Annotated in this window: 22 protein-coding genes; 11 read left to right on the top strand and 11 right to left on the bottom strand. The window is 52.5% G+C overall.

Annotated elements, in window-relative coordinates:
• The first annotated feature begins 100 nt into the window (after positions 1-100).
• The 4 genes from AC2IAX_RS01910 (at position 101) to AC2IAX_RS01895 (ending at position 3,047) form a co-directional block, all read left to right on the top strand.
• The gene (locus AC2IAX_RS01910; protein WP_494389085.1) at positions 101-1,087 is read left to right on the top strand and encodes a DUF3644 domain-containing protein; all 987 of its coding nucleotides are present in this window, start codon (positions 101-103) and stop codon (positions 1,085-1,087) included.
• A gap of 223 nt (positions 1,088-1,310) precedes the next feature.
• Positions 1,311-1,571 (top strand): nucleotidyltransferase family protein, encoded by a 261-nt coding sequence (locus AC2IAX_RS01905; RefSeq protein ID WP_494390254.1) that lies wholly within the window; start codon positions 1,311-1,313, stop codon positions 1,569-1,571.
• A gap of 9 nt (positions 1,572-1,580) precedes the next feature.
• Positions 1,581-2,000: a nucleotidyltransferase domain-containing protein gene (locus AC2IAX_RS01900; RefSeq protein ID WP_494389084.1), complete on the top strand. Its 420-nt coding sequence runs from the start codon at positions 1,581-1,583 to the stop codon at positions 1,998-2,000.
• A gap of 405 nt (positions 2,001-2,405) precedes the next feature.
• Positions 2,406-3,047 (top strand): glutathione S-transferase family protein, encoded by a 642-nt coding sequence (locus tag AC2IAX_RS01895; RefSeq protein WP_494389083.1) that lies wholly within the window; start codon positions 2,406-2,408, stop codon positions 3,045-3,047.
• 356 nt (positions 3,048-3,403) lie between these two features.
• Here the strand turns inward: AC2IAX_RS01895 and AC2IAX_RS01890 are convergent, their stop codons facing one another.
• Positions 3,404-4,888: an alpha-amylase gene (locus AC2IAX_RS01890; protein ID WP_494389082.1), complete on the bottom strand. Its 1,485-nt coding sequence runs from the start codon at positions 4,886-4,888 to the stop codon at positions 3,404-3,406.
• 420 nt (positions 4,889-5,308) lie between these two features.
• On the opposite strand from AC2IAX_RS01890, the gene AC2IAX_RS01885 reads away from it, so the two are divergent.
• Complete coding sequence (locus AC2IAX_RS01885; RefSeq protein ID WP_494389081.1) at positions 5,309-5,713, top strand: class I SAM-dependent methyltransferase; 405 nt, start codon at positions 5,309-5,311, stop codon at positions 5,711-5,713.
• Between the two features lie 9 nt (positions 5,714-5,722).
• Positions 5,723-6,730, top strand: a complete 1,008-nt coding sequence (locus AC2IAX_RS01880; protein ID WP_494389080.1) for a sterol desaturase family protein — start codon at positions 5,723-5,725, stop codon at positions 6,728-6,730.
• A 255-nt stretch (positions 6,731-6,985) separates the two neighbouring features.
• Here AC2IAX_RS01880 and AC2IAX_RS01875 read toward each other — a convergent pair whose 3' ends face one another.
• The 4 genes from AC2IAX_RS01875 to AC2IAX_RS01860 all read right to left on the bottom strand — a co-directional run bounded on the left by AC2IAX_RS01875 (position 6,986) and on the right by AC2IAX_RS01860 (position 10,845).
• On the bottom strand, positions 6,986-7,576 hold the full coding sequence (locus AC2IAX_RS01875; protein WP_494389079.1) for a diheme cytochrome C: 591 nt from the start codon (positions 7,574-7,576) through the stop codon (positions 6,986-6,988).
• Positions 7,577-7,623: 47 nt separating this feature from the next.
• Positions 7,624-8,562, bottom strand: a complete 939-nt coding sequence (locus AC2IAX_RS01870; protein WP_494389078.1) for an AAA family ATPase — start codon at positions 8,560-8,562, stop codon at positions 7,624-7,626.
• A gap of 168 nt (positions 8,563-8,730) precedes the next feature.
• Positions 8,731-9,696: a bifunctional riboflavin kinase/FAD synthetase gene (locus AC2IAX_RS01865; RefSeq protein WP_494389077.1), complete on the bottom strand. Its 966-nt coding sequence runs from the start codon at positions 9,694-9,696 to the stop codon at positions 8,731-8,733.
• Between the two features lie 249 nt (positions 9,697-9,945).
• Positions 9,946-10,845, bottom strand: a complete 900-nt coding sequence (locus tag AC2IAX_RS01860) for an MBL fold metallo-hydrolase (RefSeq protein ID WP_494389076.1) — start codon at positions 10,843-10,845, stop codon at positions 9,946-9,948.
• A gap of 1,533 nt (positions 10,846-12,378) precedes the next feature.
• Between AC2IAX_RS01860 and AC2IAX_RS01855 the strand changes: the two genes are divergently transcribed.
• The gene (locus AC2IAX_RS01855; protein ID WP_494389075.1) at positions 12,379-13,638 is read left to right on the top strand and encodes an MlaD family protein; all 1,260 of its coding nucleotides are present in this window, start codon (positions 12,379-12,381) and stop codon (positions 13,636-13,638) included.
• A 96-nt stretch (positions 13,639-13,734) separates the two neighbouring features.
• Here AC2IAX_RS01855 and AC2IAX_RS01850 read toward each other — a convergent pair whose 3' ends face one another.
• Together AC2IAX_RS01850 and AC2IAX_RS01845 are read right to left on the bottom strand one after the other, a co-directional pair.
• Positions 13,735-14,043: a TMEM165/GDT1 family protein gene (locus AC2IAX_RS01850; protein WP_494389074.1), complete on the bottom strand. Its 309-nt coding sequence runs from the start codon at positions 14,041-14,043 to the stop codon at positions 13,735-13,737.
• A gap of 3 nt (positions 14,044-14,046) precedes the next feature.
• On the bottom strand, positions 14,047-14,427 hold the full coding sequence (locus AC2IAX_RS01845) for a TMEM165/GDT1 family protein (RefSeq protein WP_494389073.1): 381 nt from the start codon (positions 14,425-14,427) through the stop codon (positions 14,047-14,049).
• A 380-nt stretch (positions 14,428-14,807) separates the two neighbouring features.
• Here AC2IAX_RS01845 and alr point away from each other — a divergent pair, with 380 nt between their 5' ends.
• Both alr and AC2IAX_RS01835 read left to right on the top strand, forming a co-directional pair.
• Entirely contained in the window at positions 14,808-15,983 is a 1,176-nt protein-coding gene (alr, locus tag AC2IAX_RS01840) for an alanine racemase (protein WP_494389072.1), read from the top strand.
• A gap of 258 nt (positions 15,984-16,241) precedes the next feature.
• The gene (locus tag AC2IAX_RS01835; protein WP_494389071.1) at positions 16,242-18,854 is read left to right on the top strand and encodes a CHASE2 domain-containing protein; all 2,613 of its coding nucleotides are present in this window, start codon (positions 16,242-16,244) and stop codon (positions 18,852-18,854) included.
• Here AC2IAX_RS01835 and AC2IAX_RS01830 read toward each other — a convergent pair.
• Together AC2IAX_RS01830 and AC2IAX_RS01825 are read right to left on the bottom strand one after the other, a co-directional pair.
• On the bottom strand, positions 18,829-19,617 hold the full coding sequence (locus AC2IAX_RS01830; protein ID WP_494389070.1) for an MBL fold metallo-hydrolase: 789 nt from the start codon (positions 19,615-19,617) through the stop codon (positions 18,829-18,831). The two genes, AC2IAX_RS01835 and AC2IAX_RS01830, sit on opposite strands and share 26 nt — an antisense overlap.
• A 96-nt stretch (positions 19,618-19,713) precedes the next feature.
• Entirely contained in the window at positions 19,714-20,550 is an 837-nt protein-coding gene (locus AC2IAX_RS01825) for a DNA alkylation repair protein (RefSeq protein ID WP_494389069.1), read from the bottom strand.
• Positions 20,551-20,922: 372 nt separating this feature from the next.
• Between AC2IAX_RS01825 and AC2IAX_RS01820 the strand changes: the two genes are divergently transcribed.
• Both AC2IAX_RS01820 and AC2IAX_RS01815 read left to right on the top strand, forming a co-directional pair.
• Positions 20,923-21,093: a hypothetical protein gene (locus tag AC2IAX_RS01820; protein ID WP_494389068.1), complete on the top strand. Its 171-nt coding sequence runs from the start codon at positions 20,923-20,925 to the stop codon at positions 21,091-21,093.
• A 516-nt stretch (positions 21,094-21,609) separates the two neighbouring features.
• Positions 21,610-22,029 carry a bacteriohemerythrin gene (locus tag AC2IAX_RS01815; RefSeq protein ID WP_494389067.1) on the top strand — a complete coding sequence of 140 codons (420 nt, stop codon included), beginning with the start codon at positions 21,610-21,612 and terminating at the stop codon, positions 22,027-22,029.
• A 39-nt stretch (positions 22,030-22,068) separates the two neighbouring features.
• On the opposite strand, the gene AC2IAX_RS01810 is transcribed toward AC2IAX_RS01815, so the two are convergent.
• On the bottom strand, positions 22,069-23,253 hold the full coding sequence (locus AC2IAX_RS01810; protein ID WP_494389066.1) for a glycosyltransferase family 4 protein: 1,185 nt from the start codon (positions 23,251-23,253) through the stop codon (positions 22,069-22,071).
• Between the two features lie 21 nt (positions 23,254-23,274).
• A complete protein-coding gene (locus AC2IAX_RS01805; protein WP_494389065.1) occupies positions 23,275-24,810 on the bottom strand; it encodes a YifB family Mg chelatase-like AAA ATPase in 1,536 nt (511 codons plus the stop codon).
• Positions 24,811-24,835 lie beyond the last annotated feature (25 nt).

Raw genomic sequence — 24,835 nt, 5'->3', positions numbered from 1 at the left:
GGTAGTATATTCAAGGTCATTAAAACCAGTGACCATTGGTTTTTCATTTTAAGCTTGCATATCGCTTAAAAATCAAGGTAAGAGGAGTTGCTTTTCCAAGATGGTAAGAAAACGCAAAAAAATCGGATCAGTAAAAACAGAGCTACTGACTAAATCAAGAGAAGCAATGTTGACAGCAGTTCAAGTATTTAACAACCCAAACATACAATTTAAATCAGAAACTTTTGTTGTTTTGGCAATAATTGCATGGACATACCTTTTGCACGCTTATTATAAGCACAAAAATATTGATTATAGATATCACGAGATTCATGGAAGAAAGAAGAAGTTTGACAAAACCAAAAAGGGGGCATACAAATTTTGGGAGCTGGAGAAGTGCCTGAATGTAAGCATTAGTCCTATAGACAGTGCAACAAAATCCAACTTAATTTTCTTGATAGGATTACGACACGAAATAGAACACCAAATGACAACCAAAATTGATGATTATTTAAGTTCAAAGTTTCAGGCATGCTGTCTTAACTACAATGATTATATTAAAGGTCTTTTTGGGATAAGATTTGGTATTGATAAACATTTGGCATTTTCATTGCAGTTTTCCACGATTGGAGAAGATCATCTCAGTCAGTTGCAAGAATTTACAGATTTACCAAAAAACATATCTACTTTTATCAGCGATTTTGATTCTGAAATACCTGACAATCAACGCAATAGTATGAAATATGAATGTCGCGTCCATTATACTAAAAGACTAGTCAATCATAAGAATCAAGCATGTCAAGTCATTGAATTTATTCCCTCTAACTCTCCAGAGGCAGAAGGAAAAAGTAAAGAGCAAGTTGTGATCAAACATAAAGAACCACCCAAGTATCTTCCTGGGCAGATTGTCACGCTAATGCAAAGTCAGGGTTATTGCAAGTTCAACCAGCATGAGCATACTCGACTTTGGAAATCTAGGGATGCCAAAAACAAGGAGAAAGGGTTTGGAATAGAAGTGGCAGGTACTTGGTATTGGTATGACTCTTGGATATCCGAAGTGAAAAAATATTGTCAAGATAACAACGAAAAATATAGAGATGACGGTTAAAAACATGAAAATCCAACTCAAAGGTATCCTTATGACTTTAGCTAGTCGCTTGAGCTTAGAGCTAGTAGGGTAGGCAACTCTCACTACTCCGTCGCGAATAGGAACTGACTTGAAAGTCCTTGCCTAAAATGATAAGTACGCTATGATTTTGAGTGAAATAAAAGTAACTAACCAAATGGAAGTTCCGATCGAGCAGATTGCTGAACTATGAGATCGCTGGCAGATCACCGAATTTGCCCTGTTTGGCTCAGTGTTGCGCGACGACTTTCGCTCCGACAGCGACACCGATGTTTTAGTCAGCTTTGCCCCCACCGCCCAACGGGGCCTCACGGAAACCCTGCAAATCCGTGATGAACTCGGAGCACTATTCAGCCGTCCCGTTGACTTGTTGGTAAAAGCCGCGATCGAGCGGAGCGACAACTGGTTACGTCGCCAAAACATCCTAAACACTGCCCGAGTGATTTACCCTTCACCCCACTCTTGAGGGTTGACCATGCCAACCTCCCCGATCGCCCCAAACTCAACCAATCAGGACGCGATGCTGATGCGATCGCTTGTCGGTCAATCTCGCCATCCTCACCTGGGTCAAATTGCGATCGCCCTGCGCGATAACTTACTCAACATCTACGGCGATCGCCTAGCCCATCTGATCCTCTTCGGTTCCCAAGCCCGAGGCGATGCCCAACCAGACTCCGATCTCGATGTGCTGATTGTTCTGCGCGACCAGGCCACCAAAATCGATCGACTACAAGAACAAGACCGAACCCAGTTCATCACCGATCTCTGTCTAGACTACGAATTAGTCATCTGCCCCATCTTCTGGCTAGAAAATCAGCTAGATTGGGAACACCATCCACTCTTACAAAATATCAGAGCCGACGGAATTTCATTGATCAATATTATCAATAGCTAGTGTGACTACCCAACTGGATGACTGGCAGCGCGGAACCTGGGAAGAACTCGTTGCGATCGCCCAACAAACTAATCTCGATAGTTGTCAGAATTCGCGAGGCTACTACTACAGCGGCTAGATGCGCCTAGAATCCGCTCGATCGGGTGCAGATCAAGCTCGCAGCCATGCCATAATTGCCAGCCTGGTTGGCTTGTACGCAGCCCTTACACCCATCAAGCTGGCGGGCTATGTGAATCCCATCATCCAACAACGGACAAATCACCCGCTTGCTCATCGAACAATTTCAAGAGAAAACTGAATTGGCTGTTTCCTAAACCCCTAATCAGAACCATCTGCCTAGTCAAGCGGAATGCAAGGCCTAAAATATTAGTAAAAGCCTAAAATATTCGTAGAGGTGCAGGCTCTATGTTGAAGTTTTATTTCAATCCAATTTCAGTCAATGCCCGCCGAGTTTGGGTTGCACTGCTGGAAAAGCAAATTCTCTTTGAGCCAACTTTGGTGAACTTAGATGGAGATCAATTTCACGATGACTTCACAGCAATTAATCCACTTCAGCGAGTTCCTGTAATCGTTGATGATGGATTTCGGGTGGTCGAGTCCTTAGCAATTTTAGACTACCTAGAGGCAAAGCATCCCACGCCATCGTTAATGCCTAGTGCCCCCGAGGCGATCGCAATTGTGCGGATGGTTGAAACGATTACCGTAGTTGAACTTCAACCAGCCACAATTCCCCTAACCCGACCCTTGGTAGGGTTAGACGTTGAGCCTTGGAAGCTAGAAGCCGCTCAACAGCGAATCGCGATCGCCTTGCAGTTCTTGGAAAAACTACTCAATGGAAAAACCTACTTTGTCAACGAAGAATTGACACTCGCAGATGTTGTAGCTGGAACCTTAATTCCTTCCCTACCTCTCGAGAACTATCCACACTTAAAAGCCTGGTCAGAACGATTGGCTCAACGAGAGAGCTGGCAACAAACTGTTGCGGACTTAGCATCAATCGAAGCAGCCCTTCCCAATATTCAAAAAATCCTTGAGCGTCGGTTCTAGCGATCGCAGCCCAACCCAGCATCCTGAGTGATGGAATCGGTTACCAGTCGCTCTTGGGATAACGGAGACATACACCAAGGTGTTTCAAGCTAAGGCTCGACCTACAGCGATCGATACTCAGTTCAAATTTGACCCCAGAGCCTTAGGGGGTGTCATTATTTCGTCCAAAACTCTGATTCCACTGTGAGTGGATCGTTGGGCAGCAAGGGGCTTAGGGCTTGTTGTCGTTTCGCCTAAAACTCTGATTCCACTGTGAGTGGATCGTTGGGCAGCAAGGGGCTTAAGCCCCTTGTTACGACGACTGGGGTATGAAAAATTAACCATTTCAGCTTTACCCCAGCAAATGACGGCAGGCTTTAGTCCTGTCCAGCGGGAACCCATACCGAAACAGAGCCACCTTCACAACGAAATTCGCCCCAACCCTCGTCATTCGTTAGCACTGGCTCGCTAATATGCTCAGTCAAATCAATATAGGTACAGTTCTTTTGCCCAACTTCCATAGACTTAGTACCCGCATCTCCATTGCTCAAAAGAACGGCCATTCCTCCTGGATGTTCTGCATCCCCTAGCCTTGTCCATCCAATGGTATTGGCGTGATCAAAATAGTCAAACTGTTCACCATAGGCATAGGTTTGACGCGCCCACAAAAACTTATCAATCAACCATTGATGGCTATCCAGCCAAATTTCATATTCCCCACCATCTTGGCCATTGTCGGTGTAATGAGCACCATAATAATCAGCATAAAAAATGCAAGGATACCCATCGCGCCTTAGCAAAATCAAGGCATAAGCTAAGGGTTTAAACCAAGCTTCAACCACTGACTCTAGCGATTGCAGCGGTTGAGAATCATGATTGTCAACGAGCGTCACCGCTAACGATGGCTGCTGCTGAACTAGGGTATTGTCAAAAATTTGCCGTAAATCGTAGTCGTTTCCTGCAACACTGGCTGCACTAAAGTTGTAGTGCAGCGGGGCATCAAACAGCGTAATATCGCCGCCGGTCACTTCAATAAAATGATTCAGCGCCTCTACTTCATAGGACCAGTATTCACCCACAGCAAATAATCGCCGACCTGTTTTTTTTCTCAAATAATTCAGCCACTCAGAAAAGAAGTTGGCTTTGATGTGTTTCACAGCATCGAACCGAAAACCATCAACATTGGTCAAATCAACATACCAAAGCCCCCAACGATTTAGCTCATCGCGCACCTCCGCGTTCTCCATGTCCAAATCACAGCCCATCAAATAGTCAAAGTTACCCTTTTCTAGGTCAACTTGATCTTCAAAGGACTTGTCTTTGAATAGATAAATGGCGTGTTCAGATTCATTGTCGGCATTGTAATCCACGGCATCAAAATGCCACCAATGCCATTCCATTGTGGAATACATTCCATTACGGCCGGGAAATGTAAAATGCGTCCAGGCTTTAATGGTTTGATAATCACCGATCGGGTGGTTGCGATCGTCTGGATTCAGGGGGGTTGCTTCTGCGTCTTCGGGGTGATCGGCTCCCAGTTTATGGTTTAGAACAACGTCCGCATAGACCTGCATTCCAGCGCGCTGAACAGCAGCGATCGCCTTGAGATATTCATCTTTTGTGCCATATTTGGTGCGAACTGATCCTTTTTGATCAAACTCACCCAAATCAAAAATGTCATAGACACCATAGCCCACATCGTAGCCACCACCTGCGCATTTATAAGCAGGAGGCAACCACAGGGAAGTAATACCAACCTTGGCTAGGGCCTCAGCATTTTCTGCTAACTGATTCCACAGATTGCCATCCGGGGGCAAATACCAGTGAAAGTACTGCATCATCACGCCGTTGAGATCAGACATTGCACAAGCTCCCTAGCGAATAGCTAAAGTTTTTTGGGGAACCATCATCAGCTCAGTTACCCCATGCATGAGTTCATTGCAAGAAAGCAAAATCTTGGGTTTTATTCAAAAGAATTTGATGTGATATTAATTTAGAATCAATTCAGCATTATTAACGTATTAAAAGCCAACCGAAAGATTCAATATGACACATCAAATGAAAAACGGTCTTTGCGTGAATGAATTTAGACATAAAAATATAAAGACCGTATTTTTCACAACCCATCACAATAATTGCCATGTCACCTCGGACGCTGGAACTCACCGATCGCCTCTATGACTACCTGTTAGCGGTTTCCCTCCGCGAGCCAGCTATCTTGCAGGAGCTACGCGCAGTAACAGCCTGCCATTCAGCAAATTGCGCCGGAGCAAGGGCAATTCATGGCTTTGCTGGTGCAACTATTGGGGGTACAACGGGCGATCGAAATTGGCACCTTCACCGGCTACAGCACCCTTTGTGTGGCCCTCACGATGCCGGAGCAAGGGGAAATCATTGCCTGCGACATCAACCCCAGCGACACCGCGATCGCCCAAGAATTTTGGCAGCAGGCCGGCATTGATCACAAAATTACCCTGAAAATTGCCCCAGCCCTGACCACGCTCGATCGCCTCTTGACCGAAGGGCGCGCCGATGAGTTTGACTTTGCCTTCATCGATGCGGACAAGAAAAACTACATCAACTATTTCGATTGCTGCCGTGAACTCGTGCGGCCTGGCGGGCTAATTGCGCCCTGTGCGATCGGCTACTCAATATCCACGGCGATCAAATTTCACATAGTTAAGTAAAAACAGTGAATGTTGTTAGACGTAAACAATTCATTGATTTGCTATTGGTTTCAGATAAAATCAAGAAGAGCTGCGCCACTCTGCCACACAACAAACTTTTGCCAAGATCAATTATTTGAAAAGTCAATGCGGAAACTTCTTGATTTTGCCCCCGGCATCGAATTCTATATCAAGATCGCAATTGCTTGCACACTGCTTCATCAACTATTTTTTTACTTTTTGGGAAATGTTGAAATTTCCTTTCTAAATCAAATTCTACTTTACTGGGCGGTTGGTTCTGTTTCCTTTTATGGAATTGGTATCCTAATTGAAAAAGTCATCAAGAAAAATGATGTCTTGAAAGGAAAACTCATTGCGAGAGTTGTCAAAGTCAAGGAACAGCCATTTCCTGTTTTTACGGCAAAATCAGTTATTTTTGGCGAGCTGAAATCTTTGATTGCAGCATTTATCATTCTCTACCTAGCTCCGGAAGTTCACAGGGGTAACAGCCTAATGCTGAACGTTGGATGGTTCCTAATGAGAATTGTTATTGCAGACTTTTGTTTTTATATTTCGCACTGGCTACTTCACAGAAAGCCTTTTATAAAAATTCATCTGAAACATCATGAATTTCGTGATGCTTCTAGCTTTGTTGCTGGACATAAAAATTTTCTTGAATACATCATCACCACTTTGACAGATCTTCTGCCTATTTTTATATTTGGGTATGACATCACTCAACTCTGTGCATGGACGATTATAGGTAACATCTACAATCTAGAAGGCCATAGCTCATTGTCGATTTTCTTTATTTCATCTGATTTTCACGATCTTCATCATACTGGCTTCAATGGAAATTACGGTATTCAAGACTTTTGGGATCGTGTATTCAACACTTTAAAACCAATAACAAAACAGCGGCGGCCCGTTTTTCCAGCGAATTATTTCCAACTGGGCAATCAGCACTTGTCTTCTAAATTACAAGAATCCGCTCAATCGACTACTGATTACATAGTTGGAGAAGGAATAAACAAGTAACAGAATTGAATAGGTGAAAGTGATGGGCTACATTGAAATCCGGAATTAAGAGTCCCTAATTGATACAGCCCTTACCTCGCTTAATAAGTACAGCAGACTGTAGGGTGAGCAATGCCCACCGACTAACAGCTTCGTATCATCTGCGATCTGACGTACCAATCGTTTGAGGTAAAGGCTGTATCAGCATCGATCATTGGATTCACGATCGCCAATCGGGGTAGCCGAGAAATTCAGGTTTAGCTTTTTTCGCATTCCCTAAGGTGCATTTTCCCAATCGGGAGAGAGGGCACGGAAATTAAAGAAGTCAGCGCGGGGATGGCAACGAATGCAGGTGCTGAGTTGAACGGGGTCTGGTAGCTGGACGCGAGGGTGCAAAGCCTTGAAAGTGGTGGTTCTGCCAACGCGGTAGTTAATTTGTTCGTTATTTTCGGCGGGGCGTGAATATTCTTTCAAATAGTTCCAAATGATTTGGAGGCTGGGATCTCGGGGTGTCTCAATGGTGGTTCCGTAGTGGTCGCGATCGCGAATTAGATTTCGCCAAACCTGACTGGGCATTAATCCTGGGGGCACGCCGATATGGCAGGAGGCACAATTTTCCAGGTACAGTTCTCGCCCCAGCGTGAAAGAGGGCGCAACGCGATCGATGTCGCCGTTGGGGTCGATTAACACCGATCGCTCGGCTTGGGCGATGACCGATCGATCAAAATCCGTGATCGGGAGCGAACTAGGCGCGATCGCCCGGGCCAGCCCGACCCCAAACAGCATGGCCAGCAGTGCCAGCAGGAGCGCAATCCCCCAGGATGCACGCCGCGATCGGATGAGATGCCCAAATTTGCTGTCTGCCATGCCCGATGGTTGCCGTGAAGGATTTAGAGAAAAGGAATGGGTGGGAGCTAGTCTACGGAAATCGTTTGCAAGAGCCGATCAACCACAGTACGGGCGTTTTTGCCCCCAGCGGGAATCAAGCGGTGTGCCAAAACCGAGAGCGCCAATTGTTTCACGTCATCGGGCAAAATATAATCCCGATTTTGCAAGAAGGCGAGGGCTTGGGCGGAACGTTGCATGGCAACCGCGCCCCGGGGACTGACTCCAAGGGTGATTTCGTCATCTTGGCGGGTCGATCGCACCAGGCGCAGGATATAGTCCTGGACTGCGGCGGAAACCTGCACTTGGCGACAGGCTTTTTGCAGTTCCCGCACCGACTCCAGCGTAATGCAGGGTTGCAAATCTTGGTCGATCGCCCCCATCTGGTGTCGCTGCAACATCCGCAGTTCATCTTCCGCCGACGGATAGCCTAGGGAAAAGGACAGGGCAAAGCGATCCATTTGGGCTTCCGGAAGCGGAAATGTCCCTTGATACTCGATCGGGTTTTGGGTCGCAATCACAAAAAACGGCTCCGGCACGGGCCGCGACAACCCATCCAAGGTCACCTGTCGCTCTTCCATCACTTCCAACAACGCCGCTTGAGTGCGCGGTGTGGCCCGGTTAATTTCATCGGCCAACAACACATTGCTGAAAGCGGGCCCCGCCACAAACTCGAATTGCCCCTTTTGGGGGTTCCAAATATTGGTACCGGTCACGTCAGCGGGCAACAGGTCGGGGGTGCATTGCAAGCGCTGGAACTTGCCATCAATCGATCGCGCCAGGGACTTGGCCAACAGCGTTTTGCCCACTCCGGGCACATCCTCTAGCAGCGCATGGCCGCCCCCCAGCAGCGCCACCAACACAAGCTGGATCGCTTCATCTTTGCCAACGATCGCCCGTTGGAGATTGTTCTGAAGTGCTTGCAGCGCCTGTTTATGCGATTCGAGCGTTGGCGAACTTTCACCCATGATTCAATCCTAAAATTTGGCCTGACTTGGCAAAGCCAGCTCCATCACTTCAGCTCCAAGGGTGCAGCCCCAAGGGTGCGGCCCCAAGGGTGCGGCCCCAAGCCATCTGCCAGCCATGGAACGGTTTGTCTGAATTCATCGGAGGGACTGGGAAAACCTCCCGTCAGCTTAACTTAAGGGAACAGCAGTGAGGCGATCGCGGGCCTGTTCACGATCCTGCTCAATTTGAGTTTTCAGGTCTGCCAAAGAGGCAAACCGCTGCTCTAGGCGCAGAAAATCCACTAACTCGATCGTCACCCATTGTCCATACAAATCCCCTGACCAGTCCAGCAGATGCACCTCCACGGTCACCGCCGCTTGTTCTCCCACCGTCGGCCGCCGACCAATATTCGTGACCCCCGGCCCCACGGAACCATCGGCCAAGGTGACCCGCACCGCATAGACCCCCAATCGGGGCAGTAGTTTTTCGGGGGAAATGGCTAGGTTGGCCGTTGGGAAGCCCAATTGCCGCCCCAGTTGTTGACCCGCTTCCACCCGTCCAGTAATCGCGTAGGGCCGACCCAGGAGTTCTTGGGCCTTGTACAAATCCCCATCCAAGAGAGCGGCCCGAATCCGGGAACTGCTGATGCGGCCCTCTTGGTCAGACATCAGCGACACGATTTTGACCGGCACGCCAAATTCGGCGGCAATTTCCCGCAGGCGATCGGCCGTTCCCGATCGCCCCCGGCCAAAATGAAAATCTGCCCCCACGGCGATCGCCCGGGCCTGCAAGCCCCGAATTAGGATCTCCACCGTAAAATCCTCAGGGGTCAAATCCGCCAGCGATCGCCCAAAGGGCAGAACCACAAATTGCTCAATTCCCAGCCGATCGAGCACCTGCGCCTTCTCATCCATCGGCGTGAGCAAAGGGTGCGATCGCCCACTGAAAAACGCCTTGGGGTGGGGCGAAAAGGAAACCACCGTACTCACCGGCATCGAACCTGGCTCAGCGGCAGAATCACTTGGGTCGATCGCCGGGCCATTCAAAATAGGCGCAATTACCCGTTGGTGACCCCGATGCACACCATCAAAATTACCAAGCGCGATCGTGGTCGGCGACAGTACCGAATCCAGTGCAGACGTGATCCAGACCAATAGGACTCTCTAAGCTCCCCGAACAACAAACTCCTGCGAGCTGCGCCCTCTCAATCGATCGACAACCTAGAGCGATGACCTAGACCTAGATCCAGGTTCATGACTCCGATGCATCACCTAGCTCAAGACCTGCTAGCTCAAGACTGGCCAGATCAAAGACCCATCAGCTCAAGACTTCCTAGCTCAAGGCCCGATCGGGGCAATTTCAGCTTAATCCAGGTATGCAATCTAGGGATGGCTGTCAGTCATCTAGGCGAGCACCGTCACCTCTGGGCGAATGGTCGGTTGTTCTGGTCGTCGGGGGGTCAGTTGAATTGTCATCCCCTCCATCGCAATCAACGCATGGGGGAAAGCCGCCGCCGCCTGCCGACCCATCTCATCCAAGAAGGCATCCGTGTGCAGAGGATCATGATGGAAAATGACCAACTGGTCAACATTGGCCGCCTTCGCCACCTTCACCGCCTCTTGCCAGGTGGAATGGCCCCAGCCCACCTTGCTGGTCTTAGGCGAATGGTATTCATCGTCGGTGTAGGTGGCATCGTAAATCAGCACATCCGCATCCTTGGCCAGGTGCAGCACGTTCTCATCCAGGCGATCGGAAAAATGTTCCGTATCGGTGACGTAAGCCACAACCCGCCCTTGCCAGGTGATGCGATAGCCCACCGCTTCGCCGGGGTGATTGAGAGACGCATTTTCCACATGCAGATCATCGATTGAGATCGTGTCTCCCACCTGCATGTCATAGAACGCCAAATCCGCCCCCATCACTTGCAGAGGAACCGGGAAGTTGGGATGCAACATTTGGTCATTCATGCGCTGCTTAATCGTCGCCCCATTGGGCGCGGGCGCTCCATAGATGTGGAAGCGATTGCCCTTGATAAAAGCAGGCACGAAGAACGGGAAGCCTTGAATGTGGTCCCAATGACTGTGGGTGAAGAACATGTGGGCTTCAACGGGCATCTCGGCTAGCATGGATTGCCCCAAGACCCTTAACCCCGTACCACCATCAAAAATCAACCGACGATCGCCCACGCGCATTTCGACACAGGGGGTGTTACCGCCGTATTTAACCGTCTCAGGGCCCGGGCAGGGAATACTGCCACGAACACCCCAAAAGCGGATCTGGAACTGGCTGTTCGGACTGGACATGGGTAAGCGGATAAGCCAAATTTCAGTGCAGAGTGACGCTCCCCGATGCCATACAGCCTAGCGCGATCGGTCGCATGACTGGGGAAAACATTGCGGTGGGTCAGCAGATGGAGATTCAGGCGGAATTCATACAGAGCATGACCAACGATGTTTGCCGAAAGCATTGCCGAAAACAACCGACGGTCGCAGCTCGGCCCTGGGCATAGATTGCATTGCTGAAGAATGCATCTCTAGAATTTTCAGCAAGAATTCCCAGTGAGGAATCTCGGCTTGAAGCTCTAGATTGACTTTGCGTTAGGCCAATTGATGCACAGGGATTCGCAAGATGCAAGGTGGTTGGACTGTCACCCAGGTAGAGCTTGGTTAAACCAAAACTAGAGTAAAGCCGCATTCGCACAGGCGAGGTGATTTAAATCAAAGCTTGTCCCGATTGCCGTCAGATTTGTAGTCTGGGATAGCATTTGGGCAATTCTAAAATTTTCATCGACCTGGAGCTTTGACCCAGATCCTCGACCCAGATCCTCGCCTCAGATGCCAAAGCCAGTGTCGGGCCCTGAGCGGCTCCGCACCCCCTGGATCCAGATCCTGAATTCGGATAACGGATTGATTCAGACCGATCGATCAGCAAGCGTGAAATTCCAGCAGCGCTGGGTGACTTCGATTTTGACCCGTTGGGCCCCGATCGTGCCAGGTTATGACCCGACAACTATATTGACCTAATCTGACTCAATTGGGCACTAACTGTTTTTGATGAATCGGAACCGATGGCGGGTGGGGGTTGCCCAAGGAAGCGATCAAACCTGAACCTGTTGAACCTCCCAGAATCTTAGCTGACATTCTCTGCCGGCCTGTGAGGGAGAACACAGGCGATCGGGGCAATTTCAGCAAGGATTTAGGGTAGGTTATCCCTCGTTTCGCAGATTGGGGAACAGCGTCCGGAATCCTTAAGGCTTCCAGAGCAATTCCGGCCCAGATGATTCTGGCCAAGCGCCATCGCCAAATGCCATGGCCCAGACTTGGCTAGGATCCCTGTGGTCAAGATCTGCCGCTAGACATCGGAGCCGTCTTTGATTCATTCTGGGTCTGATCTGACCGGTCTTGATTGGATTTGAGGACAAGCGGAGGCTAGCCCCTACCATTGGCTTGGGCTGAGTCCGCCGATCGGGGGTCACCCTGGAGTCATTGCCTGAGAGTGATGACTGGGGAGCGATGAACTGGAGGGGAACGGCTGGGGCGTGGGTCTGCCTGAGAGGATGTCTGAGAAGCATCTTTCAGTACGGGCCAAGCATCAATTATCGTGGGGGCAAGGGGCTTAAGCCCCTTGTTTGCGTTGATCGCTGGAGCATACAGAGTAGCAATTTTGGCTTTTCAGACATCCTCTGAGCTGTGCCTCTGTTTAAGCTTTCCTGGAGATCTCCATCTTTTATCCCTGCGCTGTTGACTACTGTTGACTACTGGTGTGGCTGATCGTGATCCAACTGCTACTTAGTCTATTGAATTGCTCTAACCAGTGCCATTAGGAGACCATTTACCATGCGATCGCGCACTGTCCGAGAGGGGGCCGTTGGTCTGCTGGTGCTATTGGGACTGGGGCTGGTTGCGGTGCTGAGTCTGTGGCTCAGTGAAACCTATTTGGGTCGTCGTCCCTATCGTTTAATTGTTGAGTTTGCCAATGCCGATGGGCTAAAGGTTGGCTCGTCGGTTCTGTTTCGTGGGGTGCCGGTTGGCAAGGTGACGGCGATTCAGGCGGCTTCCAATTCGGTTGATGTGGTGATTGAGATTGAAAATCCGGAGTTACGAATGCCTCGCCAGTCTTCGGCGGAAGTCGATCGCACCGGGTTGATTGGCGAAGCCTCGTTGGCCATTCGCCCCCTCAACGACAACCACCCAGTGCCCACGGTGGGGCCGGGGCCAACCCAAGGGGACTGTGATTCCCAGTTGTTGCTTTGTGGGGGCGATCGCCTGGTGGGCAGCCCGCCGATTAACTACGGATCGTTGATTCGGGCGATCGTCAAAATTGCGGATTTGATTACGGATCCGACGTTTCAAGGCAAGGTCGATCGAGCCATGGGTAACCTCAACGCCACCACGGTCGAAATTCGCCAGCTCAGTCGGGATGCAGCCAGTTTGGCACGAACCCTTCAGCAGGAGGTGCGCACCTTTGGCAACACCGCCCGTTCCATTACCCGCACCTCGGACACCATTAATCGCGCCACGGGCAACACCACCACGGCCATTGTTCGCACCGCCAATTCCCTGGAGCAAACCAGTACGAGCGTTAATGGGCTAATTGTCAGTAACCGGGGGAATTTGAGCCGAACGTTAACCAGCTTGGCGGAAACCAGCGCGAGTCTGCGCAACGCGTTGGGAGAGGTTGCGCCGGCCATGCGTCAGTTACGCGGCAGCAACCTCTTGCAAAATTTGGATGCGCTGACGGAAAATGCGGCCCAAACGGCGGCCAATTTGCGGGACATCACGGGGGCGATTAAGAGTCCCCAAAGTCTGTTGATGTTGCAGCAAACGGTGAATTCCGCGCGATCGACCCTCCAAAATCTTGAAAAAATCACCAGTGATTTGGATGAGCTGACGGGCGATCCACAATTTCGCAGCAGCTTGCGGGTGATTATTACAGCGCTGGGGCAATTTCTGGCCACTACGCAACAGCTTGAGGAACAGGTGCAAGCTCCGGGCCCGGGGCCGGAACGGGCAACCCCGCCGACCAATCGACCTGCTAACCGGCCCACTAACCGATCCGAAAGTGAACCGGATGTGGATGTGCGGTTTGAGCGCTAGTGGTTTGAGTGTTCGTGGCTTGAGCGTTAAGAATTTGGGCGCTGGTAGTTTGAGTGTTAGGGATTTGAGTGTTTGTGCAGGCGGCCGATCGCCCGCTTAATCTGTTTCGGGAGCCTCGTAATCCGGAGGAAAATCCGCTGCGGGCCACAGCAGTCGCAAACCCATGACTGCAAACCCGATCGCGGCGGCGGCCTTCACCAAGCGGGTGGGCAACAGTTGGGCCGTGCCCTCGCCAATCACAACCCCAATCAGGCTGGCGAACACCAGGGCGGCCGCCGTGCCCGCAAATATGGCGCGGGGCGATCGGGAACCACCGCTGAGGGCGATCGCCGCCAGTTGGCTCTTGTCGCCCAATTCCGCCAAAAACACGGTGATAAAACTCAGACCTAGTAATTGCCAGTTCATTGCCTATCCTCCAACCATGGCTTCCCACAACAGGGAGACGGATACCATCAACAAAATCGCGCCCACGATGGTTTCCAAGGTTTTGATCGATACCCAACGGGCCAAGAGCTGGCCCAACAGCACACCGACCAAACTGGTGGAAATCAGGGCGATCGTGGCCCCCAAAAACACCACCCAAGGTTGATGGGACTCGGCGGCCATCAGCAGAACAGCCACTTGCGTTTTGTCCCCAAATTCCGCCAAAAAGATGGCGATGAAGGTGGAGGCAAAGGCGCTGAGGAAACTACTGCGGGCGCTGGTGGCGGGCGATTGGGCCGCTGAGGGGCGATCGGGTTGAGCCTCGGACTGGGCCGGGGTGAGGGCAGAAGGATCAGACAAGTTCACGGGATCTCGTAACGGCGGCGGGAAACGGCGAAAACAAGGCGAAAACAAACGGAATCAGCGAGAATTAGTGCTGATTTTCACAGTGCTTTCATTTTTGATGACCCTATTCTATCGCTGATGTTGCGGATGGTTTGGGGAATTGCGATTCAGGAATTCTGGTGAGCTTGGAACTGGATGATTGGGAGCGGGATGGGCCCTGCCCAACCGGCCATCCAGAAGCGAGCTATTCGGCCAGTTCCACTCTGCAACAGCGGTGAGTTTGCGGGATGGGTGCGCTATGGTTGGGGCGATCGAGAGTTGCCGGAATTGCCGAAACCGGATGGCGGCGATCGATCCAACGGGCCAACGGCCCCACAGTGGTGTGAAGGAGACAATCGAACATGTTAGTGCAGCAACAGCCGTCCCTGACTTGGTTGCAGCGCGAGCGGGCCTGGGTGGAAATTGACCTGGCGGCCCTGCGCCACAATGTGCGCCACCTGAAAACCTGGGTGGGCGATCGGGTGGAATTGTTGGCGGTGGTCAAGGCCGATGCCTATGGCCACGGGGCGGCCACCATTGCCCGATCGTCCCTGGCGGCGGGGGCCCAATGGCTGGCGGTGGCCACAATCGAGGAAGGTGGCCAACTCCGAGAAGCCAACATTGATGCACCCATTTTGGTGTTAGGCGCAGCTCACACCGCTGATCAGATCAAGGCGCTGCTGCATTGGAAACTGCAACCCACCCTCTGCACCCTGCAACAGAGTTTTACCTTTGCGGAGGTGCTGAAATCCTTAGGGCGATCGCTGCCGGTACACCTCAACATCGACACCGGCATGGCCCGGCTGGGAACCCGCTGGACGGAAGCTGCGGACTGGGCCCAATGGGTTGCCCAAGCCCCCTCCCTGCACCTGGCCAGTCTGTATTCCCACTTCGCCACGGCCGATGAACCGGATCCCACGGTGATGCGGCTGCAATATCAGCGATTTCAGGAATTTTTGCAGGATTTTTCCCAACGGGCCCGATCGAGCGGCCTGACCCTGCCCAAAATTCACATGGCCAATTCCGCCGCCCTGTTGGCCGATCAGGCTTACCACTTCGATCGGGTGCGGGCTGGCCTGGCGCTTTATGGTCTGGCCCCCGCGCCACACCTAGCCGGTATCTTGCCCCTGCAACCGGTCATGAGCATCCGCGCCCGCATCACCCAGCTCAAGACGATCGAACCCGGCGAGGGGGTGAGCTATGGCCATCGTTACGTGGCCCAGCGGCCCACCCGGGTGGCCGTGGTCGGAATTGGCTATGCCGATGGCGTGCCGCGCAACCTGTCTAACCAAATGCAGGTTTTGATTCGTGGGCGATCGGTTCCGCAGATTGGGTCAATCACCATGGATCAGTTGATGTTGGATGTGACGGACTTCCCCGGCGATCTGATGCCGGGTGAGGTGGTCACCCTGTTGGGAGAGGATGCCGGCCAGCAAATTCGGGCAGAAGATTGGGCCGATCGCCTGGGAACCATTTCTTGGGAAATCCTTTGCGGCTTTAAGCATCGCCTCCCTAGGATTACGGTTAATGATGAATAGAGGGCTGAATTGAGCTGATGGAGGCAATTGCGGGGTTTTAGAGAAGCTTTCGCAGCTTCTAGGGCATGTCGTAAAATCGCCTGAAACCCTGATTCCGCTGTTGGCAGATCGTGGGGGACAAGGGGCTTAAGCCCCTTGTTACAACGACTGGGACATGGAAAATCAATCGTTTCCGACTGATCCTAGAAAATGACGACAGGCCCTAGCTTTCGCAGATACTAAAGAAATCCCGCTTAACCCTGCGACCCATCCCGCTCAATGACCTTTCGGGTAAAACTCTCGCTTCATGGTTGCCTGGCAACGGAGGGACTGTTAGCCCGTTTGGACTTGTGGCGCAGTCCCTATCACCAACAAACTTGCGATACTCGCCTGCCGCCTGCGCCGGAATTGGCCCAGGTGGCCACGGAATTTTGGGACTTGTGGGCGAGTTATCCCAACTTGCGAATTAAGGTGAAGGGCGTTCAGCGACAGTTGCCCCTTCCTCTGCATCGTCAACAGTGCCAAATCGCGGCCGATCGCCTGCAAACCCTGTTTAACAACTGGTTGGGGGGGGAAAGCTTTCGGGAAATGACCCATGAAATTCTGCGATTTAGCCATCCCAGTGATGATTTGTGGCTGTCGATCGCCACGGACGATCGCCATGTGCAAAGGTTGCCTTGGGACGAATGGAAGCCCTTGAAAGGTCACCGGTTTGCCTGGGGCTGTTGTTCAACCAGTGGCAAGACACCACCGATTCAGGTGAGATCGACCCCCGGAGTTGTGGTTCGGATTTTGGCGGTTTTGGGCGATCGGGTGGATTTAAACCTGGATCCCGATTATCAGGCTCTTCAACAATTGAGCAACGAGGGGTTGGCGGATGTGCAGTTGCTGGACGCGCCGACTCCTGAACAGTTTTTTGATGCGCTGCGAGATCAACAACCGCAAGTGCTGGTCTTTGCGGGCCATGGCTATCCCGAAACCAAAAGCCGATCGAGTCAGATTGGCCTTAACTTTCAGAACAACATTTCCGTAGAAAACTTCAGCCATGCCCTTGAAGGCGCGGTTCAACAGGGTTTGCAACTGGCGATTTTTAACTGTTGCCACAGTGTGGACTTGGCGGAAGCACTGCACCGATCGCACCTACCGGCCGCCATTGTGATGCGGGCTTCGGTGCCCGATCTGGTCGCTCAACATTTCCTCAAGGATTTTCTAACTCACTACGCCCAATCGCGGTCGCTGCCCCTATCTCTGTACGAAGCCCGTCGATCGCTCCAACGCTCCAGCGCCGAATTTCCCAGGGCCGATTGGTTGCCGCTGGTGTTTCACCATCCCCTGTTAGATTTGCCCACTTGGCCCGATCGCGCCCACTCGGAAGCTGATTTCCAAAGCTGGATTGAACCCGTTGGCCCCAGTGCAGCTCGGCCCGGCAGCGATCGGGCACTGAGGCAGGATCCAATCCAGAAATTTAGTCAGGAAGCCGGTCAAGAAATCAGTCAGAAATCAAGCCAGGAATTAGATCAGGAATCAAATCAGAAATTAAATCAGGAATCAAATCAGGAATCAAATCAGGCACTGAGTCCAGAAAACAATCAGCAAATTAGCTCGAAAATTAGCCTGAAAATTAGTCCGAAATCATTGCAACTGGGTGTGCAGGCACTTTTGGCCACGGGGATCACCATTGGCCTAGGCGGCATGATCCAGACCCCGGAGTTTTGGGTTTATGACGCAATGGTGCAGCGGCGGCCGTTGGAATTACAAGATCAACGCATTTTGCTGGTGACGATTGATGAAAATGACGTGGCTTATCAAGATCGTCAAGGTTGGCAACGAATTCCAACGGCCGATGGCGGGTTAAATTCCGTGGCTCCGGAGGCCTTGGCCAAGCTTCAGGAGCGGCTGACTACTCTGAAACCCAGAGTCATCGGGGTGGATATTTATTACCCCTGGCCGCTGACATCCGCTTGGCAAAAGCGCCTTTGGTCGAATCCTCGGGTGATAGGTCTGTGCAAATTAGCCGATCCAACAGAGTCTGTTGTGGAAATTCCGGCCCCAGTGGGCTTGAAGCGCGATCGGGTGGGTTTTTCTGACCAAGCCGACGATTCAGAAGGGGTGGTGCGACGGCAGCTCTTGGCCATGGCGGCTCCCAAGTCTAGCCAAACTTGTCACACTACCTATGGATTGAGCGGCCTGGTGGTGGATGAGTACCTCAAGCAACGGGGCGTGGCAAGTTTGACCGTTGGCGATCGCTGGCGGTATGGTTCCGTCACGATTCCCCAAATCACCGCCGGAGCAGGGGGGTATGGGTGGTTTGATGACCAAGCTAATCAACTGCTGTTGGCTCCTCGGCGGGCGGATTGGGTTCGTTTGCCGCTGCGGGAGGTGTTGCAAAGTACCGATCGAATTCCTTGGACTGGTCAACCCAACCCGATCGTTCTAATTGGCAATATCCAAGCCAGCTCTGAGGATCGGTGGAAACTGCCGGGTGGGCAGGAGATTCCGGGCTTGGAGATTCAGGCTCACGGCATCAGTCAACTGATTAGCGCGGTGCTGGACAATCGCCCCTTGCTTCAGGCGATCGCCTGGCCGCAGAAGGCGTTGTGGATTTTGCTCTGGGCCGTTTTGGGAGCAGGGCTGTTGGCGGTTTGGCAGGCACGATCCCCGCAGCCTCGTTGGTACGATCGGCTCTGGGTTTGGGCTTTTGGCTCGCTGATGGTGGGAGCGATCGGGATGATTAGCTTTTTTTGGGCGGCCTGGTGGTTACCGGTGGTGTCGCCCATGGTGGCGATCGGGCTGGTGTTGTTGCCATTGCCCGGGAGAAAGGGTCGTTCCCAGTTCTCCCGATGGCTAGGCCTGGTGCGGCGACTCCCTAGGCGATTGCTGAAGTCTTCTTGAGAGGTATGGCCAGGCGATCGCCCGGTTTGGGTTCCAGGATTTGGGCTGCCAATCCTGCTCTTTGCAATTGGGTTTGCAGTTCTGCGGCATTGCCCTTCGCCCGCAACAGGGACACCAGCAGGCCTTCGTATTGCACATCGCCCGCCGCCGCCGTGGGCAACATCACTTGGGGCCGCAACAGGGTTGCCAGTTTCAAGGCGCTGTTGGTTCCCTGAATAATCGGCAAGAATCCCCCGATCGACAGATCCATCAGCGGGCAAAGGGTTACATCCACCGGCCCCAACTCGCTCAACTCCGCCGGGTGATAACCGTGGGGTTCATAGTACAGACTTTCGCCGGTTTCGGGCCCCGCGATCGCCCGCAGAATATAGCCGTTTTCTAGGGTTTTGGGCCCCGTGGGGGAGCCGGTGGTGGCGCGGATCGTGACCTGTTGATCCAGCGTCCAAGTTTGGCCATGATCGAGGGCGATCGCCGTTTGGAAACCCAACTGTTCGGCAACCTTGGCCGCGCTGGGCGATCCCAACACCGGCACGGCGCGATCGATCTGTTCCAGGGTGGGGCGATGGGCATGATCTTCCAGCCCTTGGGACAGCAAAACCAAATCCAAATTGGCGGGGATTGGCCGGGGGTTGGGATGGGTGGCCTTAAAAAACCAAGCGGCATTCCCAAACATCAGCGGCCCCACAAACCAGGGATCAAGCAAAATTCGCTTGCCCGCCAGTTCAATCAACCAGCTATTGCTATCAAACCAAGTGAGGTGCATGGGTGCGATCGGGAAGTTTGCGAGTGGATCTGCCTTGTATCGTAGCGCTGGATTTTGATTCTCGATCCCGTCCCGCAACGCTCGCCAACCCGATTCCTAACTGGCGCGATCGGCCAACGTTCGATCGTCCTGCCCACCGCGATCGAGCAAACCGCGCAGGGCCCGCCGACAGATATAGGCCGTGGCTCGGGTGGTAGATTCCCGCTGCCAACGCTGGCAACAGTCCCAAACGAACTGTGGCTGTGATTTGGCCGCATCGTTCAGCCAATTGGCGACGCTGTTTTGCACATAACGCGCAGGATCCGCCCGCAGGGGTTCCAACAACGGCAACCCCAAAGATGGCTCGCGCTTCAGGGCTTGGATATGCGCACACCACACGCCCCGCGGCCGGGTTAACTCCGTGGCAAACCGGCGCAAATTTGGCGATGGGTGCAGCGTCCAGGGAATTAACTGAGCGATCGCCAGTTCCAACTGATGGGCCACATGGGGCCGCAACGCCATCCAAGCCCACTCCCGCACGTTGGCGTTGGGATCGTCCGCTAAGTTGGCGATTTGGGCCAGGCGATCGGGAAACGACAGCCCCGGAGCCAAGCCCACCATCATCGCAGCCCAACTGCGGGCCGTGTCGCTGCGGTGGGTGGCAAAGCGTTCCGAACCGGTCAAGCCATACCGATCGAGCAGCAGTTGCCCCACGATTTGCATCCGAGCCTTAATTTTCAAGCTGCCATGGGCGCTCACCTGTTCCAAAATCGGTGTTCCCAAGTCGGGGGCGATCGCCCGGAGCAGTTGCCCATGGTCGATCGCCAGCACTTCCGCAAGGGTCACAGCCTCCAGCGTGCCGTGATTCAGTTGCTGCAAAAGATCCGGGGCAATTTCTGCGATCGACTTCGCACCGGTACGGGCCGGAGCGGGGGAAACGGGACAAGTTTTCATGCCAGACACCAATGGGTTCAGTCAGCCAGGCAGGTCAGGCTGAGATCCAGCAGCCGATGCGACCACCTGCACCAGATCCTAGTGAGGCGATCGCCCAAAAACAAATTTCCGTCAGAAATGGGTTGAACATCACGCCAATGGCTGATTAACCCCGAAAGCTTTCGCTAAGGAACCCATGTAATGAACTGACCGATGAATCATGAGTTCAATCAGCACCAATTCGGGATGAATCATCAGGTTATTTCAGATGCTTTAAACACCTTTTTTTCAAAGAATGTTTTAAAACAACATCAAAGTCAAAAATGATTGCGATCGGGCCACCATTCCGCTAAAACTAGTGACTGTCGTGGGCAGTGACACCGATCAAAGTTGATGAAACCGGCTGAGTTGATCAAACTGGCTGGAGAATTCAACCGATCGAATCGCTGCCAACTCCCGATCGCCCGGGGAGCCTTGGCCCAAGACTTTGTTCTGCATGGCCATCGCGTACCCCATCCCTGGCCCGATCGCCCGATGGTCGAAACTCAAACCGACCATTTCTAGATGCCCGAACACTAATGAATCCTTCAATCTCTCAAGGCTTCAATTGCCCAATATTTCAACAATCAATGATTGAATAATTGGATGATTAGAAATTTTGAGAAATTCTAGTCAGGCTTCATTAGTCCTGCGTAGTGCCCCTAAATATCTAACCTGACTCAACAATTCATCTAAGATTTCTTGGATTCAATTGAATGAATTCATTCAATTCGTCCATGCTTGTTCATGAACTGAGGGTAATTGACCAAAGTTTGTGAACTTGATCGCCAATCATTCTGTTTTTCTGGGTGAAGTCTCTATCCAGTTTTCGAGAGAGCCAGAGGTGTAATTAACTTCCGGCTTGCTTGGGCTGCTGCGAACTGGAAAAACTGAAAACTCGCGATTACCCATTGCGATGATGGGTGAACATGGGCTGATGATTGATTCTCGATGAATCTTTGGATTGTTGTGAGATATGGCGGCAATCTGCGTTGGGCAAGGGTGATTTTTGCTGTTTTGCTGCCTGGAATAATTACTACGATGACTAAAGTCGAGTGGAGCGATCATTTCTGTATTGGTGACGATCGAGTGGATCAGGAGCACCAAGACATTTTTGAATTAGTGAATGAATTGCAGAGTGCCATCGATCGTCAGGAATCGATGGACAAGCTGGCAATGATGCTGGAACAGTTGGCTGAACACACGATCGCCCATTTTCAGCATGAAGAATCACTCATGCAACACCATGCTTACCCGGGACTCGATCGCCACAAGCATTGCCATGATCGCCTAATTCAGAAAGTGACTAAACTGATGCAGCAGTTTCAAACGGGTGAAACCGGTGCTATTCAGAATTTGATGAATTTCTTAGCCGATTGGTTGCGCCACCACATCAAGGGCGAAGATCAAAAAATGATCCAGTTTATGCAACAGAAGCACCACCAACTCGCGACGGTTTGAGGGGCTGTTTCGACAGATTGAGAATTCAGTGGGATCTGATCAGGAATTTGCCTGGAAATTTGCCAAAGATTCCACAATGACCCGAGCAGCGGTTTCCGTTGAAAAGTGCTCCATGGTGGTGGCGTATCGATCGAACTGTCGATCGATACCCATCACCTGTTGAATCGCGGTTGCCAGGGCCGTTGCGTCCCCGATCGGGATTGTTTGCACTGCGGGTAATTCACCAAAATCCACCGTAGAACCCACCGCTTCCGTGGCAATGAAGGGTAAGCCCGCTTGCAAACCTTCATTAATCACCAATCCCCAGGTTTCTCCTGCCCGATTGGAGGGCAAAATTAGCACATCTGCCGCTAAGTAAAAGGGGGGTAATTCCTGCTGATTCCGAAACCCTAAAAACTTGACCGCCAAGTCCGGCATGGTTTCCGCCTGGGCTTCCAGTTGTGGTTGCAATTCCCCAGCGCCCAGATACAGAACCGCTAATTGGGCTTGCAAGGCCGGGGGTAACTGGGCGATCGCCTGGAGAATTAAACCGGGATTTTTTTTGGGAATTAATTTACCGCTAAAGAGCAAAACGGTTCGCTCGGGATTGAGCCAAAGGGCGGCACGGGTTTTGGCCCGAATCGTTTGTTTTTTTTCAGGAGATAAATCTGCGAACCGATCGGGCACGCAGTAGTAAGCCATGGCAATTCGGCGGGCGGGAATTCCGTGACGAATCAGGTGCTCGCGGTTCAGGGAGCCGATCGCCACGGCCGAATCAAACAACCCATACAGCAACCGATAAACCAGCGATCGCACGAGGCTTTTCCAGCCCTGGCGTGGCACTGCCTGATCATTGGTTTCCACCCGCAAGCTGCAAGGAATTTTCCGAAATTTGGCGGAAATGGCAGCGGTGACAGCTCCCTTATAAATCAAGCTGTGAATCAGCAGGCGATCGGGTTTTTCTTGGCGCAATAGGGCCGGAAAACCGGTGGCTCGCAAACTCCAAAAACCCTTGGGTTGCTTTGTTTGGTTGGGATTCAAAACGACCGATCGATAGCCATTGAGTAGGGGTTCATCCCAAGCAATACTTTGGCCAAACTCCCGATCGCGATAGCCTTGAATTGAAAAATCCGAGAGATAAACCACCAACAATTCATCACCTCTGGCGGCCAATTCTTGGGCCATGCACCGAAATACCGGAGCGTGATATTGCACCGGATGGGAAGCCAAAACCAAAAGCTTCATTGTTAGACCTGTGAGACCTATCTATTGCATTCGATCGACAATGCGATATTGCACCGCTTCAGCCACGTGGCCCGGTTCAATTGTCTCGCTTTGTTCTAAATCCGCGATCGTTCGGGCCACTTTCAGGATCCGATCAGTCGCCCTTGCCGATAATCCTAACCGTCGAATTGCGTTTTCCAATAGCGATCGGGTCTGATCCGTCAGGGCACACCAGCGGCGAATCTGGCGGCTTTGCATTTCCGCATTGCATTGCACGGGCGATTGCGATTCCTCTTGGGCAAAGCGAGACTGGGCCACCTGCCGCGCCGCCAACACCCGATCGCGCACGGCCGCCGAGGGTTCCCCACCGCTCGATCGGGTCACCTCCTCCGGTTGCAGCCGATTCACCACCACCTGCAAATCAATCCGATCCATCAGCGGCCCCGACAGCTTGGCCCAATAGCGTTGACGCTGCATGGGCGAGCAGGTACAGGCCTGCACCGAATCGCCATAATAGCCACAGGGACAAGGGTTGGTGCTGGCCACCAGGGTAAACCGCGCCGGAAATCGCACCGTTTGCCGGGCCCGGGAAATGGTCACGCAGCCTTCTTCGAGGGGTTGGCGCAAAAACTCCAGCACGTCCCGTTTAAATTCCGTTAGCTCATCCAAAAACAACACCCCTCGATGGGACAGGGAAATTTCTCCCGGTCGCGGAAAGCTGCCACCACCCACCAGCGAGGGGCCAGAGGCGGAATGGTGCGGACTGCGAAAGGGGCGATCGCGCACCAAGGTTCCCCGCTCCTTCAGCAAGCCAGCCACCGAATGAATTCGCGTCACCTCCAGGGCCTCCGCAAAGGTCAACCGGGGCAAGATACCCGGCAGCCGCTGAGCCAGCATGGTTTTGCCACTCCCCGGCGGCCCCACAAAAATCAAATTATGGCCACCAGCGGCGGCAATTTCCAACGCTCGCCGGGCCTGAGTTTGGCCCTTCACATCGGCCAAGTCCAACAACGCCAAGGGATCGGGCGATCGCCCTTCTTGGGGCGGTTGATGCGGCGCGATCGTTTGCGGTTGGTTCAAAAACCGCGCCACCTCCGACAAATGCTCAAACCCGTAAACCTGCAACTCCCGCACGATCGCCGCTTCGTCCGCATTGGCCGCCGGTAACACCAAGCCCACAATGCCCAATTGAGCCGCCGCCGCCGCGATCGCTAACACGCCCGTCACTGGCCGCAAGGCTCCATCCAGCGCCACTTCTCCCACAAACAAGTGATCCCCCAGCAGGGCCGCGCTCACTTGTCCAGAGGCGGCCAAAATTCCCACCCCGATCGCCAGGTCAAAACTCGGCCCCTCTTTCCGTAAATCGGCCGGAGCCAAATTCACCACGATTTTGCGCATGGGATAGGCAAATCCGGCATTTTTCAGAGCCGCTTTCACCCGTTCGCGAGATTCTTGCACCGCCGTATCCGGTAGCCCCACGATCGCAATTCCCGGCATCCCATTGGAGACATCCACCTCCACCCCCACCTTCACCGGGTCGATGCCCACCAAGGCCGCACTCCATACTCGGGCTAACATCGATTCCCGATCGCCTCACATTTTT

The organism is Limnothrix sp. HT2024 (assembly GCF_059138625.1).
This window is presented reverse-complemented; position numbering and strand designations above follow the sequence as displayed.

Excerpts from the sequence above, each read along its gene's own strand:
- AC2IAX_RS01910 (WP_494389085.1), top strand. The coding sequence starts at position 101 with ATGGTAAGAAAACGCAAAAAAATCGGATCAGTAAAAACAGAGCTACTG.
- AC2IAX_RS01900 (WP_494389084.1), top strand. The coding sequence starts at position 1,581 with ATGCCAACCTCCCCGATCGCCCCAAACTCAACCAATCAGGACGCGATG.
- AC2IAX_RS01895 (WP_494389083.1), top strand. The coding sequence starts at position 2,406 with ATGTTGAAGTTTTATTTCAATCCAATTTCAGTCAATGCCCGCCGAGTT.
- AC2IAX_RS01890 (WP_494389082.1), bottom strand. The coding sequence starts at position 4,888 with ATGTCTGATCTCAACGGCGTGATGATGCAGTACTTTCACTGGTATTTG.
- AC2IAX_RS01885 (WP_494389081.1), top strand. The coding sequence starts at position 5,309 with ATGGCTTTGCTGGTGCAACTATTGGGGGTACAACGGGCGATCGAAATT.
- AC2IAX_RS01880 (WP_494389080.1), top strand. The coding sequence starts at position 5,723 with ATGTTGTTAGACGTAAACAATTCATTGATTTGCTATTGGTTTCAGATA.
- AC2IAX_RS01875 (WP_494389079.1), bottom strand. The coding sequence starts at position 7,576 with ATGGCAGACAGCAAATTTGGGCATCTCATCCGATCGCGGCGTGCATCC.
- AC2IAX_RS01870 (WP_494389078.1), bottom strand. The coding sequence starts at position 8,562 with ATGGGTGAAAGTTCGCCAACGCTCGAATCGCATAAACAGGCGCTGCAA.
- AC2IAX_RS01860 (WP_494389076.1), bottom strand. The coding sequence starts at position 10,845 with ATGTCCAGTCCGAACAGCCAGTTCCAGATCCGCTTTTGGGGTGTTCGT.
- AC2IAX_RS01855 (WP_494389075.1), top strand. The coding sequence starts at position 12,379 with ATGCGATCGCGCACTGTCCGAGAGGGGGCCGTTGGTCTGCTGGTGCTA.
- AC2IAX_RS01850 (WP_494389074.1), bottom strand. The coding sequence starts at position 14,043 with ATGAACTGGCAATTACTAGGTCTGAGTTTTATCACCGTGTTTTTGGCG.
- alr (WP_494389072.1), top strand. The coding sequence starts at position 14,808 with ATGTTAGTGCAGCAACAGCCGTCCCTGACTTGGTTGCAGCGCGAGCGG.
- AC2IAX_RS01835 (WP_494389071.1), top strand. The coding sequence starts at position 16,242 with ATGACCTTTCGGGTAAAACTCTCGCTTCATGGTTGCCTGGCAACGGAG.
- AC2IAX_RS01830 (WP_494389070.1), bottom strand. The coding sequence starts at position 19,617 with ATGCACCTCACTTGGTTTGATAGCAATAGCTGGTTGATTGAACTGGCG.
- AC2IAX_RS01825 (WP_494389069.1), bottom strand. The coding sequence starts at position 20,550 with ATGAAAACTTGTCCCGTTTCCCCCGCTCCGGCCCGTACCGGTGCGAAG.
- AC2IAX_RS01820 (WP_494389068.1), top strand. The coding sequence starts at position 20,923 with ATGAAACCGGCTGAGTTGATCAAACTGGCTGGAGAATTCAACCGATCG.
- AC2IAX_RS01815 (WP_494389067.1), top strand. The coding sequence starts at position 21,610 with ATGACTAAAGTCGAGTGGAGCGATCATTTCTGTATTGGTGACGATCGA.
- AC2IAX_RS01810 (WP_494389066.1), bottom strand. The coding sequence starts at position 23,253 with ATGAAGCTTTTGGTTTTGGCTTCCCATCCGGTGCAATATCACGCTCCG.
- AC2IAX_RS01805 (WP_494389065.1), bottom strand. The coding sequence starts at position 24,810 with ATGTTAGCCCGAGTATGGAGTGCGGCCTTGGTGGGCATCGACCCGGTG.